The 14,884-nt window shown below is 70.2% G+C and carries 13 protein-coding genes and 1 pseudogene; 9 read left to right on the forward strand and 5 right to left on the reverse strand.

Annotation, left to right across the window (positions count from 1 at the left end; all coding sequences use genetic code 11):
* Nucleotides 1-251 precede the first annotated feature (251 nt).
* The 3 genes from ACIBK0_RS14305 to ACIBK0_RS14315 all read left to right on the forward strand — a co-directional run bounded on the left by ACIBK0_RS14305 (nt 252) and on the right by ACIBK0_RS14315 (nt 1,926).
* The gene (locus ACIBK0_RS14305) at nt 252-380 is read left to right on the forward strand and encodes a hypothetical protein (protein WP_399079301.1); all 129 of its coding nucleotides are present in this window, start codon (nt 252-254) and stop codon (nt 378-380) included.
* A gap of 15 nt (nt 381-395) precedes the next feature.
* Complete coding sequence (locus tag ACIBK0_RS14310; RefSeq protein ID WP_399079303.1) at nt 396-1,160, forward strand: hypothetical protein; 765 nt, start codon at nt 396-398, stop codon at nt 1,158-1,160.
* A 226-nt stretch (nt 1,161-1,386) separates the two neighbouring features.
* Nucleotides 1,387-1,926 (forward strand): hypothetical protein, encoded by a 540-nt coding sequence (locus ACIBK0_RS14315; protein WP_399079305.1) that lies wholly within the window; start codon nt 1,387-1,389, stop codon nt 1,924-1,926.
* 122 nt (nt 1,927-2,048) lie between these two features.
* Here the strand turns inward: ACIBK0_RS14315 and ACIBK0_RS14320 are convergent.
* Nucleotides 2,049-2,486 (reverse strand): annotated as a pseudogene (locus ACIBK0_RS14320) (hypothetical protein); the annotation flags it as partial.
* Between the two features lie 749 nt (nt 2,487-3,235).
* On the opposite strand from ACIBK0_RS14320, the gene ACIBK0_RS14325 reads away from it, so the two are divergent.
* Nucleotides 3,236-3,898 carry a class F sortase gene (locus tag ACIBK0_RS14325; protein ID WP_399079307.1) on the forward strand — a complete coding sequence of 221 codons (663 nt, stop codon included), beginning with the start codon at nt 3,236-3,238 and terminating at the stop codon, nt 3,896-3,898.
* Nucleotides 3,899-3,960: 62 nt separating this feature from the next.
* Here the strand turns inward: ACIBK0_RS14325 and ACIBK0_RS14330 are convergent, their stop codons facing one another.
* A complete protein-coding gene (locus tag ACIBK0_RS14330) occupies nt 3,961-4,806 on the reverse strand; it encodes a polysaccharide deacetylase family protein (RefSeq protein ID WP_399079309.1) in 846 nt (281 codons plus the stop codon).
* Nucleotides 4,807-4,887: 81 nt separating this feature from the next.
* Complete coding sequence (gene lysX, locus ACIBK0_RS14335; RefSeq protein WP_399079311.1) at nt 4,888-8,166, reverse strand: bifunctional lysylphosphatidylglycerol synthetase/lysine--tRNA ligase LysX; 3,279 nt, start codon at nt 8,164-8,166, stop codon at nt 4,888-4,890.
* A gap of 98 nt (nt 8,167-8,264) precedes the next feature.
* On the opposite strand from lysX, the gene ACIBK0_RS14340 reads away from it, so the two are divergent.
* On the forward strand, nt 8,265-8,729 hold the full coding sequence (locus ACIBK0_RS14340) for a universal stress protein (RefSeq protein ID WP_399079313.1): 465 nt from the start codon (nt 8,265-8,267) through the stop codon (nt 8,727-8,729).
* 106 nt (nt 8,730-8,835) lie between these two features.
* Nucleotides 8,836-10,266 (forward strand): amino acid permease, encoded by a 1,431-nt coding sequence (locus ACIBK0_RS14345; protein WP_399079315.1) that lies wholly within the window; start codon nt 8,836-8,838, stop codon nt 10,264-10,266.
* Here ACIBK0_RS14345 and ACIBK0_RS14350 read toward each other — a convergent pair.
* Entirely contained in the window at nt 10,253-11,428 is a 1,176-nt protein-coding gene (locus ACIBK0_RS14350) for a CapA family protein (RefSeq protein ID WP_399079317.1), read from the reverse strand. The two genes, ACIBK0_RS14345 and ACIBK0_RS14350, sit on opposite strands and share 14 nt — an antisense overlap.
* Before the next feature lie 276 nt (nt 11,429-11,704).
* Between ACIBK0_RS14350 and ACIBK0_RS14355 the strand changes: the two genes are divergently transcribed.
* From ACIBK0_RS14355 to ACIBK0_RS14365, 3 genes are all read left to right on the forward strand, one after another.
* Nucleotides 11,705-12,253, forward strand: coding sequence for a sigma-70 family RNA polymerase sigma factor (locus ACIBK0_RS14355; protein WP_399079319.1), 549 nt, complete (start codon nt 11,705-11,707; stop codon nt 12,251-12,253).
* 138 nt (nt 12,254-12,391) lie between these two features.
* Nucleotides 12,392-12,907, forward strand: coding sequence for a hypothetical protein (locus tag ACIBK0_RS14360; RefSeq protein WP_399079321.1), 516 nt, complete (start codon nt 12,392-12,394; stop codon nt 12,905-12,907).
* A 189-nt stretch (nt 12,908-13,096) separates the two neighbouring features.
* Nucleotides 13,097-13,747: a zf-HC2 domain-containing protein gene (locus ACIBK0_RS14365; RefSeq protein WP_399079849.1), complete on the forward strand. Its 651-nt coding sequence runs from the start codon at nt 13,097-13,099 to the stop codon at nt 13,745-13,747.
* A gap of 209 nt (nt 13,748-13,956) precedes the next feature.
* Here the strand turns inward: ACIBK0_RS14365 and ACIBK0_RS14370 are convergent, their stop codons facing one another.
* Nucleotides 13,957-14,817: an Fpg/Nei family DNA glycosylase gene (locus ACIBK0_RS14370; RefSeq protein WP_399079323.1), complete on the reverse strand. Its 861-nt coding sequence runs from the start codon at nt 14,815-14,817 to the stop codon at nt 13,957-13,959.
* Nucleotides 14,818-14,884 lie beyond the last annotated feature (67 nt).

A 14,884-nucleotide genomic window follows, 5' to 3' on the forward strand; every position in this document is an offset into this window, starting at 1 on the left:
ACGCGGCCCTCGCCCACGACGAGCCCACCCGCCACAAGACCCCCCAGGAATCCCCCCCCCCCCCAAAAAAAACCCCCCCCCCCCCCCCCCCCCCCCCCCGCCCCCCCCCCAACCCCCACCCCCCCCCCCCCCCCCCCCCCCGGGGGCCGCCCCCCCCCCCGCCGCCCCCACGGCCCACCCCCACGCCGACACCGACGCCGAGGGCCCACCCCGAGCACCCGAAGAAGCGTCCCGAACCGTCGCCGACCCCGGTGAGTTATCCGGCGTACCGCACGCCACCGCACAAGCACCCGCCCCGCGGCGGCCCGTCGCTGGTCTCGTTCACCCTGCTCATCACCGCGCCCGCGGTGCTTGCCGTCGCGGCGCTGCGCCCGCGCTGACCCATGGAGGCATCTTTGTCGGATTGGCTTGTTCTCGCCCTCGCGATGGCGGCGGCGTGTGTAGTCGTCCTCATCGTGGTCCTCGCACGTCATCGCAGGGCCCCGGAGGACGAGGATCCGTCCGAGACCCCGGACGTGATCGAGTACATGACCATGATGATTGGCGTGGTATACGCCATCGTTCTGGGCCTGGCCATCGCCGGTGTCTGGGAAGCCCGCAGCGGCGCCCAGGACCATGTGCAGGCGGAGGCCCAGGCCCTGCACGAGATCTCGGAGCGGGTCCGCGTGTACCCACCCGACGTACGCGACCGCGTCCGCGGCGACGTCAACGCGTATGTCGGCCACGTCGTCACGAAGGAATGGAAGACCATGGCGGAGGACGGCCATGTCACGGCCCGGGGCGGCCGGCTCTTCGACCGCATCCGCCAGGACGTCACGGACTACCAGCCGAAGACGGACTTCGAGGCGCAGGCGTACCAGCCGCTTCTCGACCAGGTGACGGCGGCGGACACCGCGCGCGGCGCCCGCGCCGACTCGACAGGGGCGACCATGCCGGGCGTGGTGTGGTTCGGGCTGATCACCGGCGCCGTGGTCACCGTCGGGATGGTCTTCGCGCTGCAGATCCGGCGCACCACCCGCGAGCTGATTCTCGCCGGGCTGTTCTCCGCCCTGATCGCCTTCCTGCTCTTCCTGATCTGGGACTTCGACGCGCCCTACAGCCGGGGGATCGCCGCCTCGGCGGAACCGTTCACCGCGCTGTTCCCGCACCTCCCCGGGTGACGGACCCTTATCGGACACCCGGCGGCCGGGGGACGGGCGCCACGCCGCACCCGTCCCCCGATTGCACGCACAGCGTCCCCTGTACGGCCCACAGAATTGCCCCATTCGCGCGACTGCGATCGCGCCCCCGCGCGCCCTTTCCTAGCGTTTCGACCAACGAGGCGCATGTCCGACGCACAGCGGAACAGGTCCGCGCCAAGGCTCCTCGGTTACCCGGAGGCTCACCATGCACGCGATACGCGTCGCTTCGGCCGCACTGCTGAGCGTGACCGCCCTGACCTTCTTGGCACCCGTCGCCGTCGCCGATGACGGGGACGACCACAACGTCACCCCGTTCGGTTTCAGCGTCCAGCCGTCGACCATCTCCGCGGGCGGCCGGGTCGGGCTGCTGCTGAACGGCGACGGGGGGTGCAAGGGCGGCGCGACGGTCTCCTCCGGCGTCTTCGACACCGTCACCATCCGGCCGGGTCAGTCCTCGGCCACGGCCACGGTCGACCGGGACGCAAAACCGGGTGCCGTGTACGAGGTGACCTTCAGGTGCGACGGAGTGAGCGGTCATACGGAGCTCACCATCGGCACCGGACGTCAAGGCGACGACCCGACGCCTGACGCGGTCCCCGTGGAACGGGGTGTCAGGGCCGGTGTCGGCGGCAGCGCCGGCGGCTTCGACCTCAAGGAGATCGGCCTGGGAACCGCGCTCATCACAGGCTCCGTCGGCGCGGCCTGGTACATGGCGCGCCGCCGCGGCACGGCCGACGATTCCTGATGGAGCGACAGGCCCCTTCGCCCCGGGCCTTTCGAGAGGGTCGGGGGCGAAGGGTTGTCCCGTGCGGTTTCCGTCGGGGAGCTCCGGTCCGTGAAGGAGGGCCGGTCTCCCAAGGGGGGCGGTCAGATCCTCTTCTCGGACCTGCGGCGCAACCAGAACGCACCGCCGCCGATGACGGCCGCGGCCACCAGACCGCCGCCGATCGCCATGTCGGTGGGCGTGGCGCCCGTGGAACTGCTGCCGCCGAGACCGGCGCGGGAGCCGCCGATTGGAGGGTGGGGGCCGTCGGGCGAAGTGCCGATGACGCCGATGACAGTGAAGGCGTTGGGGCGGTCCAGGCCGCCCACCCCGACGCAGTTGACCGTGATCGGGTACGAACCGGGGCTCGTGTTACGTTCGACGATCGCCGTTCCGGTCGCCGTGTTGTTGTTGCCCCCGATCCGCGAGAGGGTCGCGCGCCGGAACACGGTCGACGTCATCGTGCCACCGTTGCGGCACCCGTCGACCGATACCGTGAGCCGGCCGCCGGCGGCGATGACGTTGGGCGTGACGACGATGTTCCTCGAACTCCCGTTGCCCGGCCCGAACCCGTTGTCGTTGCCCGGCCTGAACCCGTTGTTGTTGCCCGGCCCGAACCCGTTGTTGTTGCCCGGCCCGAACCCGTTGTTGTTGCCCGGCCCGAACCCGTTGTTGTTGCCCGGCCCGGACTCGTTGCCCTTGCCCGGCACGAACCCGTTGTTACCCCCGATCCCGATATTGCCCGGACCGATCCCGATATTGCCCCCGATCCCCCCGATCCCGATATTGCCCCCGATCCCCCCGATCCCGATGTTGCCGGACCCGATCCCGTTGTTGCCACCCACAACAGTGTCGCTCTGACCGCCGCCGCCCATACCGTCCGCGACGGCCGCGGGGGCGGCGGGCCCGAGGACGGCGACCACAGTGGCCGCGGCCGCCAGGGCACGTGAGTTTCGCATGTGATCCTCCGCGGAAGACGCCCCGGGAACCGTCCCCGGTCGATCGGCGAGAAAGCGCCTCCCAGACAGACCCTCAGATGCCATGCACAGGGCCGCATTTCGAGAATGGTCCGTCCTGGTGAGAGGACACGCCGAGAGAATTCCACACAATCGGATATTGCCGCAGGTCACGGTCCGTCAGAAAATTCCTGGCCTGTGGCGACTCGGATGGCTCACGCGGATGTACGCCGCCACCCGTTCGCCCGCCCCCCGTCGCCCTTCGGGCATGCTGCACTTAGCGTTCTCATATGCGCGAGTGACGCGGCGACGGCCACGTCGAGAGGGGATTGTGAATGTTTGCGTCCGTGCTGGCCGAAGAGGAGGCGCCGCAGAAGAAGCGAGCCCCGTGGGGTGTGATAGCGCTTGTTCTGCTGACCGGCCTCGCACTCATTCGGAATGGGTCCGGTGAGTTCGACGTGGGCCCCCCGCAACCTGCCTCGGCGGCGGCAGCGGACAGCCGCACCCCCGGCGGCACCTTTTCGCACGCGCCGGTCGCGTTGCCGTACTCCGGAGTGGACCGGGTCAGGATCCCGGGGATCCAGGTCGATGCCCCGGTCATGCCGGTGGGCCTGGACATCGACGGCTGGGTCGCCGCGCCGCCCCCGGACAACCCGAATCTCGCGGGCTGGTTCACCGGCGCGGTCTCGCCCGGCGAAAAGGGCACGGCCGTGATCGTGGGGCATGTGGACAACATGCAGGGCCCGGCCGTCTTCTACGGACTCGGAGCGCTCAAGAAAGGAAGCCGGATCGACGTCCTGCGCAAGGACGGGAAGACCGCGTCGTTCGAGGTCTACGGCATCGAGGTCTTCGCGAAAAACAACTTCCCCGGCGATCGCGTCTACGGCAGCAAGGGCGCTCCCGAATTGCGGGTCCTCACCTGCGGGGGCGGTTTCTCCAAGCAGCACGGCTATGACGGAAACGTCGTCGTATTCGCCCGCCTGGCCGAGGTTCGCTGAGCGTTCCCCGACCGGGCGGGCGAAAGCCCGTGGGCGGAACTTTCGAAGTTCCGCCCACGGACCTACGTGAATTTCCGGCGCGGCACGGTGATGTGATAGCCGGAATCCAGCAGGTGCGGCAGATAGCTGCGCAGCGCCCGGACGCTCTGCGAGCGGTCGCCGCCCGCGTCGTGCGAGAGGATCACGACACCCGGCGCGGCACCGCTTTCGACCCGGTGGACGATGGTCTTGGTGCCCGGCGTCGTCCAGTCGAGCGAATCGACCGTCCAGGCCAGCGGTTCCATACCCAGTTCGGCGCCGATCTGGAAGGTCGCCCGGTTCCAGGCCCCGTACGGCGCGCGGAACCAGACGGGCGGCTCGCCGTACGCGTCGTCGATGACCTCGCAGGTGCGCTCGATCTCGGAATGGATCGCGGAGCGCGAGAGCTGGGTCAGCAGTGGGTGGGTCCAGGTGTGGTTGCCGACGATGTGTCCGTCGTCGGCCATCTCGCCGAGGAGGTCCTTGTTGTCGACGGCCATCTCCCCGCACACGAAGAACATGGCGCGCACGTCGTACTTGCGCAGGGTGCGCAGGATGCTGGGGGTGTAGCGCGGGTCGGGGCCGTCGTCGAAGGTCAGCACCATGGTGCGGCCACCCCCGGACATGCGCAGAAACGGCTCGTGCCGGACCACGGTCCGCACGGGCATGCGGCGCGGGGGTCCGTATCCGGCCATCGGCTCGAGGCGGTAGGCGGAGGGCTTGAGGGCGCGGAGCGCCTGCGAGCCCGAGACCGGAGGGAGACTCCTTACCGGCTCGGCGGCCGGATTCGCGGTCAGGACGCGGGCCGTGCCCGCCGCCCCGGCCGCGCCCAGGACGGCGGCGCCGGCGATCAACGCCCGGCGCCGGGTGAGCAGCTGATCCTTTTTCATGACTTATCAGTCACCCCGTGGAAGTACGGTGCAACTGAGCAACACCGGTGCGCGCTCACGAAAGCACCCGCTCGGACCAGCTCAGCGGCGGCGCACGAGGGGGAACGGCAACGTCTCACGGATCGTCAGGCCGGTGAGGAACATGACCAGCCGGTCGACGCCGATACCGAGGCCTCCGGTGGGCGGCATCGCGTACTCCAGGGCGTCGAGGAAGTCCTCGTCGAGCTCCATCGCCTCGGGGTCTCCTCCGGCGGCGAGCAGCGACTGCGCGGTCAGCCGTCGGCGCTGCTCGACGGGGTCGGTCAACTCCGAGTAGGCGGTGCCCAGTTCGGTGCCGAAGGCGACGAGGTCCCAGCGCTCGGCGAGCCGCGGGTCGGTGCGGTGCTGCCGGGTCAGCGGGGAGACGTCGGTCGGGAAGTCCTTGTAGAACGTGGGCAGCCGGGTCTTCTCCTCGACCAGTCGTTCGTACATTTCCAGTACGACATCGCCGCGACCGTCGTCCGCCGTGTACGGCACACCCGCGCGGTCGCACAGCCGCAGCAGCGACTCCAGCGGCGTGTCGGCGTCCACCTCCTCCCCCAGGGCAGCCGAGATCGCCTCGTGCACCGTCTTGACGGACCAGGGACCCGAGATGTCGTACTCGGTGCCGTCCTTGCGCGCGATCGGCGCTCCGAAGGCGGCGGTCGCGGCGCCCTGGATCAGTTCGCGGGTGAGGTCGAGCATCACGTCGTAGTCGGCGAAGGCCTGGTAGGCCTCCAGCATCGTGAACTCGGGGTTGTGCTTGTAGGAGACGCCCTCGTTGCGGAAGGTACGGCCCATTTCGAAGACCTTCTCCAGGCCGCCGACGCACAGCCGCTTGAGGTAGAGCTCGGGTGCGATGCGCAGATAGAGGTCCAGGTCGTAGGCGTTGATGTGGGTCGTGAAGGGCCGGGCGTTGGCGCCGCCGTGGATCTGCTGGAGCATCGGGGTCTCGACCTCCAGATAGCCGCGGTCCAGGAGGCCCTGGCGCAGCGCCTGTACGGCGGTGGAGCGGGCACGTACGACCTGCCGGGCGTCGGGGCTGGACACCAGGTCGAGATAGCGGCGGCGCACCTTCGCCTCGGGGTCGGCGAGGCCCCGACGTTTGTCGGGCAGCGGGCGCAGGCACTTGCCGGTGAGTTGCCAGGAGGTGATGAAGACGGTGCGCTCGCCCTTGTCGCTGACGCCTGCGACACCGTCAGCGGTGATGTGGTCCCCGATGTCGACGTCCCTGCGGAACCGGTCGAGCGCGGCCCCCGACTCCTCGCGGGTGAGGGCGAGTTGGAGGTCGCCGGACCAGTCGCGCAGCACGGCGAAGAGGATGCCGCCGAAGTCGCGTACGAGGATGACGCGCCCGGCGACGGTCACGTGAGCGCCCTCGCGGACCTCGGCGAGGGCGTGGGTGCGCGGGGGGATGCCCACCGGGTAGGGATCGGTGCCCTGGGCGCGGAGCCGGTCGAGTTTGCGGTGCCGGATGCGGACCTGTTCGGGCAGACCGGCTGTCGGATCGGCGGCCCCTGTCTCGTCCCCCCCGTCGAGGCCGAGGGCCGACAGCGACGGCAGGCGCTCGATCCCGGCGGGCTTGGGGCCGCTCTTCGCGTGCCCCTTGCCCCAGAGCTTGCGCAGCGAGGGCACGGAGACGAAGCCCTCGGCGATCCCGGACGCGAGGCCGATGCGGGCGAGGGAGCCGGTCTCGCCGTAACAGATGAAGCGCGGGTACCACTCGGGGTGGTACTTGGCGTTGGACCGGTACAGCGCCTCCAGCTGCCACCACCGGGAGAAGAACAGCAGCAGTCGGCGCCAGAGCCTGAGCACCGGCCCGGCACCGATGCGGGCGCCCTCCTCGAAGACCGAGCGGAACACCGCGAAGTTGAGCGAGATGCGCCGCACGCCGAACTTCCCGGCGCCCGCGCACAGCTCCGCGACCATGAACTCCATGACCCCGTTGGGGGCGCTGCGGTCACGGCGCATGAGGTCCAGCGAGATGCCGTCGCGGCCCCAGGGCACGAAGGAGAGCAGCGCGAGCAGCTTGCCGTCGCCTCCCATCGCCTCGACGAGGAGGCAGTCGCCGTCCGCGGGGTCACCGAGCCGGTCGAGGGCCATCGAGAAGCCGCGCTCGGTCTCGGTGTCGCGCCAGGCGTCCGCCCGGTCGACGATCTCCTCCATCTCCTCGTCGCTGAGAGTGGAGTGGCGGCGAACGCGGCAGGTGGCGCCGGTGCGTCTCACGCGGTTGACGGCCTGGCGTGTGACGCGCATGTCGCGGCCGTCGAGGTCGAAGTCGGCGACGTACAGGATCGCCTCGTCGCCGAGCTGGAGCGCGCCGAGCCCGGCGCGCGCGAACGCCTTCGCGCCGTCCTCGGAGGCCCCCATCGCAGCGGGCGCCCATGCGTAGTGACGGGCCACGTCCAGCCAGGCGGCAATGGCGTGCGGCCAGGCCTCGCGGTCGCCGACCGGGTCGCCGCTGGCCAGGCAGACACCGGCCTCGACACGGTAGGTGACGGCGGCCTTGCCGCTGGGCGAGAAGACGACGGCCTTGTCGCGGCGGGTAGCGAAGTAGCCGAGGGAGTCCTCGGCGCCGTACGCCTGGAGCAGGGCGCGGATGCGCGGCTCCTCGTCGCCGTGCAGGGCCGACTCCATGCGCTGGGAGCGGAAGAGCGTGGCGGCGGCGCTGAGCAGGGCGAGGGCGCCGAACAGGCCGAGGACGAAGGACAGGGCGCGCGGCGGGCGCCCGCCGAAGGAGCGCCCGGAGACCAGGCCGCCGCAGACCCGGTTGGTCGCCCACAGCAGTCGCTGGCCCTCCGGCAGCGTGCCGGGGAACAGTGCCACCAGCCCCCAGCCGACCAGGATCGCCACGCCCAGCCCGGCCAGGAGCACAGCCAGGGCCCGCCAGACCGCGCCGCGCCGGTGGGCCGCGTAGAACTCCTCGCGGGCCACGATCAGCAGCACCAGCGCGAGCGCGCAGACGACGAGGGAGGGAATCGACTCGGCGTACAGCCCCAGCGCGACGCCCAGGACGTCGCCGAGGACGAGGAGACCGAGGTAGACGACGACCAGCCACCAGGCGACCTTCTTGCGGGCGGCGGTCGCGCCGGCGAGCAGGAAGAGGAACACGGCGTACGCGAGGTTGGCGCTGACCGGGAAGGTCAGCAGGTCCAGGAAGCGCACGACGGGGCGCAGCAGCAGCCGCAGGGGCTCGATGAAGGCCAGCAGGACGCAGAGCGCTCCGAGCGCGCCGAAGAACGCCGCGAAGCCCTCGGGCACCTTGCTGAGGAAGCCGCTCCGGGACGGCCGTATCGGGCCTGTGGCGTCCTTCGGCGCACGGGCCTCCACGGTGGCACTCATGGTCCGACTGTAGGAAGCGCGGCCCGTGACCGCCCGTCGAGGGAGGTCCCGTCTCCCCCAGCAGGGCGGGACCTGCGGTTTCCGATAGCCTCACAGCCGTGACGGAACAGCAGCACTCGCATCGGTTCGAGCGGGGCACGGACGGTCCCAAGGTCATCGTCGCGGGGGTGGACGGCTCCGACTCCTCACTGCGCGCCGCGGCATATGCCGGTGGCCTGGCCCGGCGGCAGCACGCGCTGCTCGCCGTCGTGTACGTCCAGCCCGTGATGGCGGCGGGGGCGGCCCTCGGGGTTCCGGTCGCCGAGACGACCGACGAGATCGCCGAGGACCTCGTCGCGCAGATCCGGGACGCGGCCGAGCGGGTCAAGGGGATATTCGACGTGCGCTGGGAGTTCCACACCTTCCGCGGCGACCCGTACAACGGCCTGGTGAAGGCCGCGGACGAGCTCAAGGCGGACGCCGTGGTGGTCGGCGCCTCCGAGCAGGCGGGACACAGGATCATCGGGTCGGTGGCGATCCGGCTGGTGAAGGCCGGGCGCTGGCCGGTCACGGTCGTGCCGTAGATCTCTTCAGGCCCTCCGCGGCTCGCGTGGCATCTTTCGTCGCGGCCGCCGCTGGGCCATCATGATCCGCCGTCAGCCGATTGCCGTCTGCGAAGAGGTGAGGCTCATGGCCGGGCTCCGAATGGGTGAAGGGATTCTCCGCCGCAAACCCATCGAACACATCGAGGACACCGAAATCGGGGTGGGCCCGAAACTCGAGCGGACGCTCGGTCTGTGGCAGCTGACCGCCATCGGTGTCGGCGGCATCATCGGTGCGGGCATCTTCACGCTCGCCGGCACGGTCGCGAACGGCACGGCCGGGCCCTCGGTCGTCGTGTCGTTCCTCATCGCGGGCTTCGCGAGCGCCGCGGCCGCGCTGTCGTACGCGGAATTCGCCGGCCTCATCCCGAAGGCCGGCTCGGCCTACACGTATGGCTATGCGGTGCTCGGCGAGTTCGCGGGCTGGTTCATCGGCTGGGACCTGCTCCTGGAGTACACGGCGATCGTGGCGGTGGTCGCGATCGGCATCTCCGGGTACTTCGGCTTCCTGATCGGCGAGATGGGCGCCAACCTGCCGAACTGGATGCTGGGGGCGCCAGGCACCGGCGACGGCCACCGGGTCGATCTGTTCGCCGCGGTGCTGTGCCTGCTCATCGCCGGCCTGCTGAACCTGGGCATCAAGAACGCGGCCCGCTTCGAGACGGTCATCGTCGTCCTGAAGGTGCTGGTCGTACTGCTCGTCATCGGTGTCGGTGTCTTCCACATCAACACCGACAACTACACCCCCTTCTTCCCCTACGGGATCAGCGGGGCGTTCACGGGCGCGGCGACCGTCTTCTTCGCGGTCTTCGGGTACGACGCCATGTCGACGGCGGCCGAGGAGTCGAAGGACGCCCAGCGCCACATGCCGAAGGCGATCCTCTACTCCCTGGCGATCTCGATGGTGCTGTACGTGGCCGCCTGTCTGGTCCTGACGGGCATGCAGAACTACAAGGACATCGACAAGGAGAGCGGCTTCTCGACGGCGTTCAAGTCGGTGGGCCTGAGCGGTCTCGCGGATGTCATCGCGGTGGGAGCGATCATCGGCATCCTCACGGTCATGTTCACGTTCATGCTGGGCGTCACCCGCGTCTGGTTCAGCATGAGCCGGGACGGGCTCCTCCCCAAGTGGTTCGCCAAGACGCACCCGACGCGCCATGTACCGACGCGCGTGACGTGGATCGTGGGGTTCGCGTCGGCCGCCGTCGCCGGGTTCCTGCCGATCGCCGAGGCGGCCGAACTCACCAACATCGGGATCCTGTTGGCGTTCGTCGTGGTGTGCGTGGCGGTGATCGTGCTGCGCTACCGGCAGCCGGACCTGCCGCGTACCTTCCGCACCCCGTGGATGCCGTTCGTACCCGCACTGGGAGTGATCTTCTCCCTGTGGCTGATCACGTTCCTGCAGTGGCAGACCTGGGTGCGGTTCGCTCTGTGGTTCGTCATCGGTTGCGTCATCTACTTCGGGTACTCGTACAAGCGCTCGGAGCTGGCCAGGGACACCACGGCTACTTCCCCATGAGCAGCCCGTCCTGGGCCGCGCCCCGGCTCAGGACGACGTCCCTGATCCGGTTGCGTACGCCGCCGCCCGAGGCCCCCTGGTCGAGGGCGGCGTCGAGGTTGACCAGACGACCGGAGCCGAGATCGAAGGACTGCGGGATGAACTCGGCCTTCGTGACCTCCCAGCGCCCGCCCGGGTGGACGGGCGGGGCGAAGGTGAACCGCCCGATCGTGCTCTCGTTGCCGCGTGGGTCCCGCACGCCCCGCTGGTCGACCATCCCGTCGGCGATCTGGTCGCCCAGGCCGTAGACGACCCAGGTGCCGTTGACCTTCTCGTATGCCTGCGGGACATGCGCGTGGGTGCCGAGGATCAGGTCGACGTCGGGCCGCCCGTTGATCCCGGAGGCGGTCAGCTGCCTGCTCAGCCACATCTGCTGATCGTCCGGCGCGTCCTGCCATTCGGTGCCCCAGTGCAGGGAGACGACGACCACGTCGGCGCCCGCTGCCCGGGCGGCGCGGGCGTCGGCGACGATCCTGTCGGGGTCGATCAGGTTCACGGCCCAGGGCTGCCCCTGCGGGAGCGGAAACCCGTTGGTGCCGTTGGTGTAGGCGAGATGTGCGACCTTGGCGGCGCCCGCGCGCATCACCGTGACGCTGCTCGCCTCGTCCGCCGTGCGCGCCGATCCCGCGTGCCGTACACCCGCGCGGTCGAGCGCGTCCAGGGTGCGCCGAATACCGGCGGCGCCGTCGTCCAGGGTGTGGTTCGAGGCGGTGGAGCAGGCGTCGTAGCCGGTCGCGGCGAGCCCCTCGGCCACCTGCGGCGGGGAGTTGAAGCTCGGGTATCCGGTGTAGTCGTCGCCGTCCGCGCCGTACACGGTCTCCATGTGACAGATCGCCAGGTCGGCACCGGCCACGACGGGTTGGACCGCCGCGAGCATCGGCCGGAAGTCGTACCCGCTGCCTCCCGCGTAGGTCTTCGCCTGCTCGGTGATCGTGCCGCGCGGCAGCACGGCGCCCGAGGCGACGAAGGTGAAGCCGGGCTTGAAGGAAGGCGCGGGGGCGGCGGGCTGTCCGCCGGTTCCGCTGGGCCGCGCCGTCGGCGGGTCCTGGGCCTGGCAGCCTGCGGTGGCCGCGATGAGTACGGCCGCGAGGGCCATGATGGTCTGTCGCCTGCGTGTGGTCATCGACGGGCCCCAATGTGGTCTGATTTTCCCATTAATGAGTAGGAATCCACATACAAGGGGCCCCAAGAGTCAAGGAGCAACGACACCATTCACCCGTCCGGCGTTCGAGGACGAGCCCGTCAGGGCGAATGGGAGTCCGGGTGTGGAACCCCCGGCGACGGAGGACCCACCCCGGTGGACCGTTCATCGCACCGTTCACCGACGGCTTCGACCGCCCACCGCAGACCCTCGCTCCGCCCCTGTCCCCGCGGAGCGGCACCCGCTGGCATACACCCCATGACGGCCGGAACCACCACCATCACACACGGGACGACCGCCGAGCACGAGCTGGCCGCGCTGCAGCGCGAGCACGGCCGGCCCCTCTTCGCGCTGCTGCTGCGACTGTCCGACGGCGATCGGCAGCGCGCCGAGGATCTGGTGCAGGAGACGTTCGTACGCGCCTGGCAGCACCCCGAGGCGCTGCGCGCCGACGACTTCGACTCCGTACGCCCCTGGCTCCTCACTGTCGGACGACGGCTCGCGATCGACGCGCGGCGGGCCCGTCAGGCGCGACCGGCGGAGGTCGGCGACGCGGTGCTGGAGAGTGCGCGTGTCTGTGCCGATCACGCAGAACGGTCCGCGGCGATGCTCGATGTACGGGACGCTGTGAAGACACTCACTCCCGAGCACCGCGAAGTCCTGGTGCAGGTGTACTTCCAGGGGGCGAGTGTGGCGGAGGCCGCCGCAGCCCTCGGAATTCCGCCCGGTACGGTGAAGTCTCGCGCGTACTACGCGCTGCGCGCCCTGCGCCGGGTTCTTCCGGGATACGCGACCGACCTGCGGTGAAACCGAAGGCCGAGTCAAACCTCCGTAAAGCGCCTTGCTGAGGACCATGGTTGAGCAATCAGCTTGCCTCATCCGTGTTCCGGACTGGGGGCCCGGGGTCGGGCGACGCGCACGCGAACCGGAGGAAGGCAGGAAGGGATGCTGCACAGAGGTCAAGAGAGCACGGATGGCACCGGCGGTGGCGAACTCACCGTCCCCATGGCGTGGTTGTATGCCGAGTACATCGCCGACGAACTGCTGCGGACCGGCGACCTGATGCCGCCCACGTCCTTCGAGTTCCGCGCTGGGCGCGACGCGTTGGCGCTGACCATCTTCCTCTCCGACAGCGGTGGTGAGCTCTCCGGGATCCGGGTCGTCACTCAGCTGGAGACCTGGCTTTCGCTGACGGCGTACGACCAGCCGTGGCAGGACTGGGTGCGCGAGCACATGGCACGGCTCGCGGCCGAGGCGGCGGCATCCGGCGCTCCCGCTCCGGACTTGGAGCTGGCGTCGGCGGCCTGGCGCTGGCTGGAGGAGACCGAGCTGCTCGCTCCCGACCTGGACGCGGTGCCCGGTGGCGGCCCGGTTCCGGTCGAGGACGACGGTCCGAAGGTGTGGACGCCGGCCTGGCGGCTGGGGCTGCCGCTGGGGCACCTGGCGATCCACCTGTTCTGACCGCCGGCTCCGACCACGCTTGCGAGCAACTTTTTTTCGCTCGCACCAATCCGCGGGCCCTCCCGCTCCGAATGTCTTGGCCGTTATTCCGGACGAGTCTTGAGTGATTCGACGGTCTGGTGCGTACCGGTGGGCAACAGCAACACCACCCCCACCCCGCACCATCGCCACAAGGATTCGGTATTCGGTATGAGGTCCCTGGAACGGCATCGCGACGTCGGCGCCTACGCGCTCGGCGTGCTGGACGAGGCGGACGCCTTCCGCTTCGAGGATCACCTCATGGAGTGCCCAAGCTGCACGGCGCACGTGAGTGAGTTCCGGCCCGCCGCGCGGCAGTTGATGCTGTACCGACGGGCCACACCGCGCTCCGTACACCCGTTCGCGGCCCCCGGGCCCCGGCTTCTCGACCGGCTGCTCAGTGAGGTGGCGTCGCGGCACCGGGCCGGGCGCCGGCGCTGGCTGTACGCGGTGGCGGCCTCCGTGGTGTTCGCCGCGGGCGGGCCCGCGATCGCGATCGTCACCGCGCACGATCCGCAGTCGACTCAGGTCGCCGCGACGGATGCCGAGACCGGGGTGTGGGCCCAGGTCACGTCCGAGGACCGGGTCTGGGGCAGCCAGGTCGAGGTCGAGGTCAAGGACGCCGGGGGCCCTCGACCCTGTCAGCTCGTGGCCATCGGCAAGGACGGCTCCGAGCAGACGGTGACGAGCTGGATGGTGCCGCCGCACCACGGCAAGGCCACCAGCATGCAGGGCGGCGCGGCGCTCCAGACCGAGGAGATCAGCCGGTACGAGGTGCGCACGATGGACGGCAAGCATCTGGTGACGCTCAAGTCCCGGTGAGCACTGTGGTGCCGGTGAGCACTGTGGTGCCGGTGAGCACTGTGGTGCCGGTGAGCACCCTGGTCCCGGTGAGCACCGCGGTCCCGCCGAGTGGTCGGGGCCGGCATGGAGTCGGGGCCCACCGACCACTCAAGGCCCGCTGATCAACCGCTCTTCCGCTCCTTGAGCACGGCTCGGTGAGCACCGTCTGACGGCTCGGTGAGCACCGTCTATTTGAGCAGCCGGGACATCCGGCGGTCCGCCAGTGGCTTACCGCCCGTCTGGCAGGTCGGGCAGTACTGCAGCGCGGAGTCGCTGAAGGAGACCTCGCGGATGGTGTCGCCGCAGACCGGGCAGGGCTCGCCCGCTCTGCCGTGCACCCGCAGTCCGCTCTTCTTTTCCGCCTTCAGACGTCCGGCGGCCAGCCCGTGGGAGCGCTCGACGGCCTCGGTGAGCGTGGAGCGCAGCGCCTCGTACAGGCGTCGTGTTTCCTCGGGTGTCAGCGAGGAGGCGAGCTTGAAGGGCGACATCTTGGCGGCGTGCAGGATCTCGTCGCTGTAGGCGTTCCCCACGCCCGCGATCAGGCTCTGGTCGCGCAGGGCGCCCTTCAGCTGACGCCGCTCGCCCGCCAGCAGCTTGGCGAACCGCACCTCGTCGAAGTCGTCGGCGAGCGGGTCGGGGCCCAGCCGGGCCACGCCGGGGATCTCGGCCGGGTCCCGCACCACGTACACCGCGAGCCGCTTCTGGGTGCCCGCCTCGGTGAGGTCGAAGCCCTCCCCGGTCTCCAGCGCGACACGCAGTGCGAGCGGGCCCTTGCCGGGGCGCGGCGGCCCGTCGGGCAGCATGTCCTTCCAGTGCAGCCAGCCCGCGCGGGCCAGGTGCGTCACGAAGTGCAGGCCGTCCGCCTCGATGTCGAGGAACTTGCCGTACCGGCGCACGGCCGTGACCTGGCGCCCCTCGAAGGCGGTGACGGGCGGGTCGTAGGTCTTCAGGACACTGATGGCGACGGGCAACACGCGCACGACCTCGCGTCCGACGAGATGGTCGGCCAGGAAGTCCTTGAGCGCTTCGACCTCGGGCAGTTCCGGCATGGGTCCAGAGTGCCACCCGGCACCGACAACACCATGCGGAGCCCGAAGGTCTGCGAGGCACCGCCGG

Source organism: Streptomyces sp. NPDC050564 (assembly GCF_044457265.1).
GTDB lineage: Bacteria > Actinomycetota > Actinomycetes > Streptomycetales > Streptomycetaceae > Streptomyces.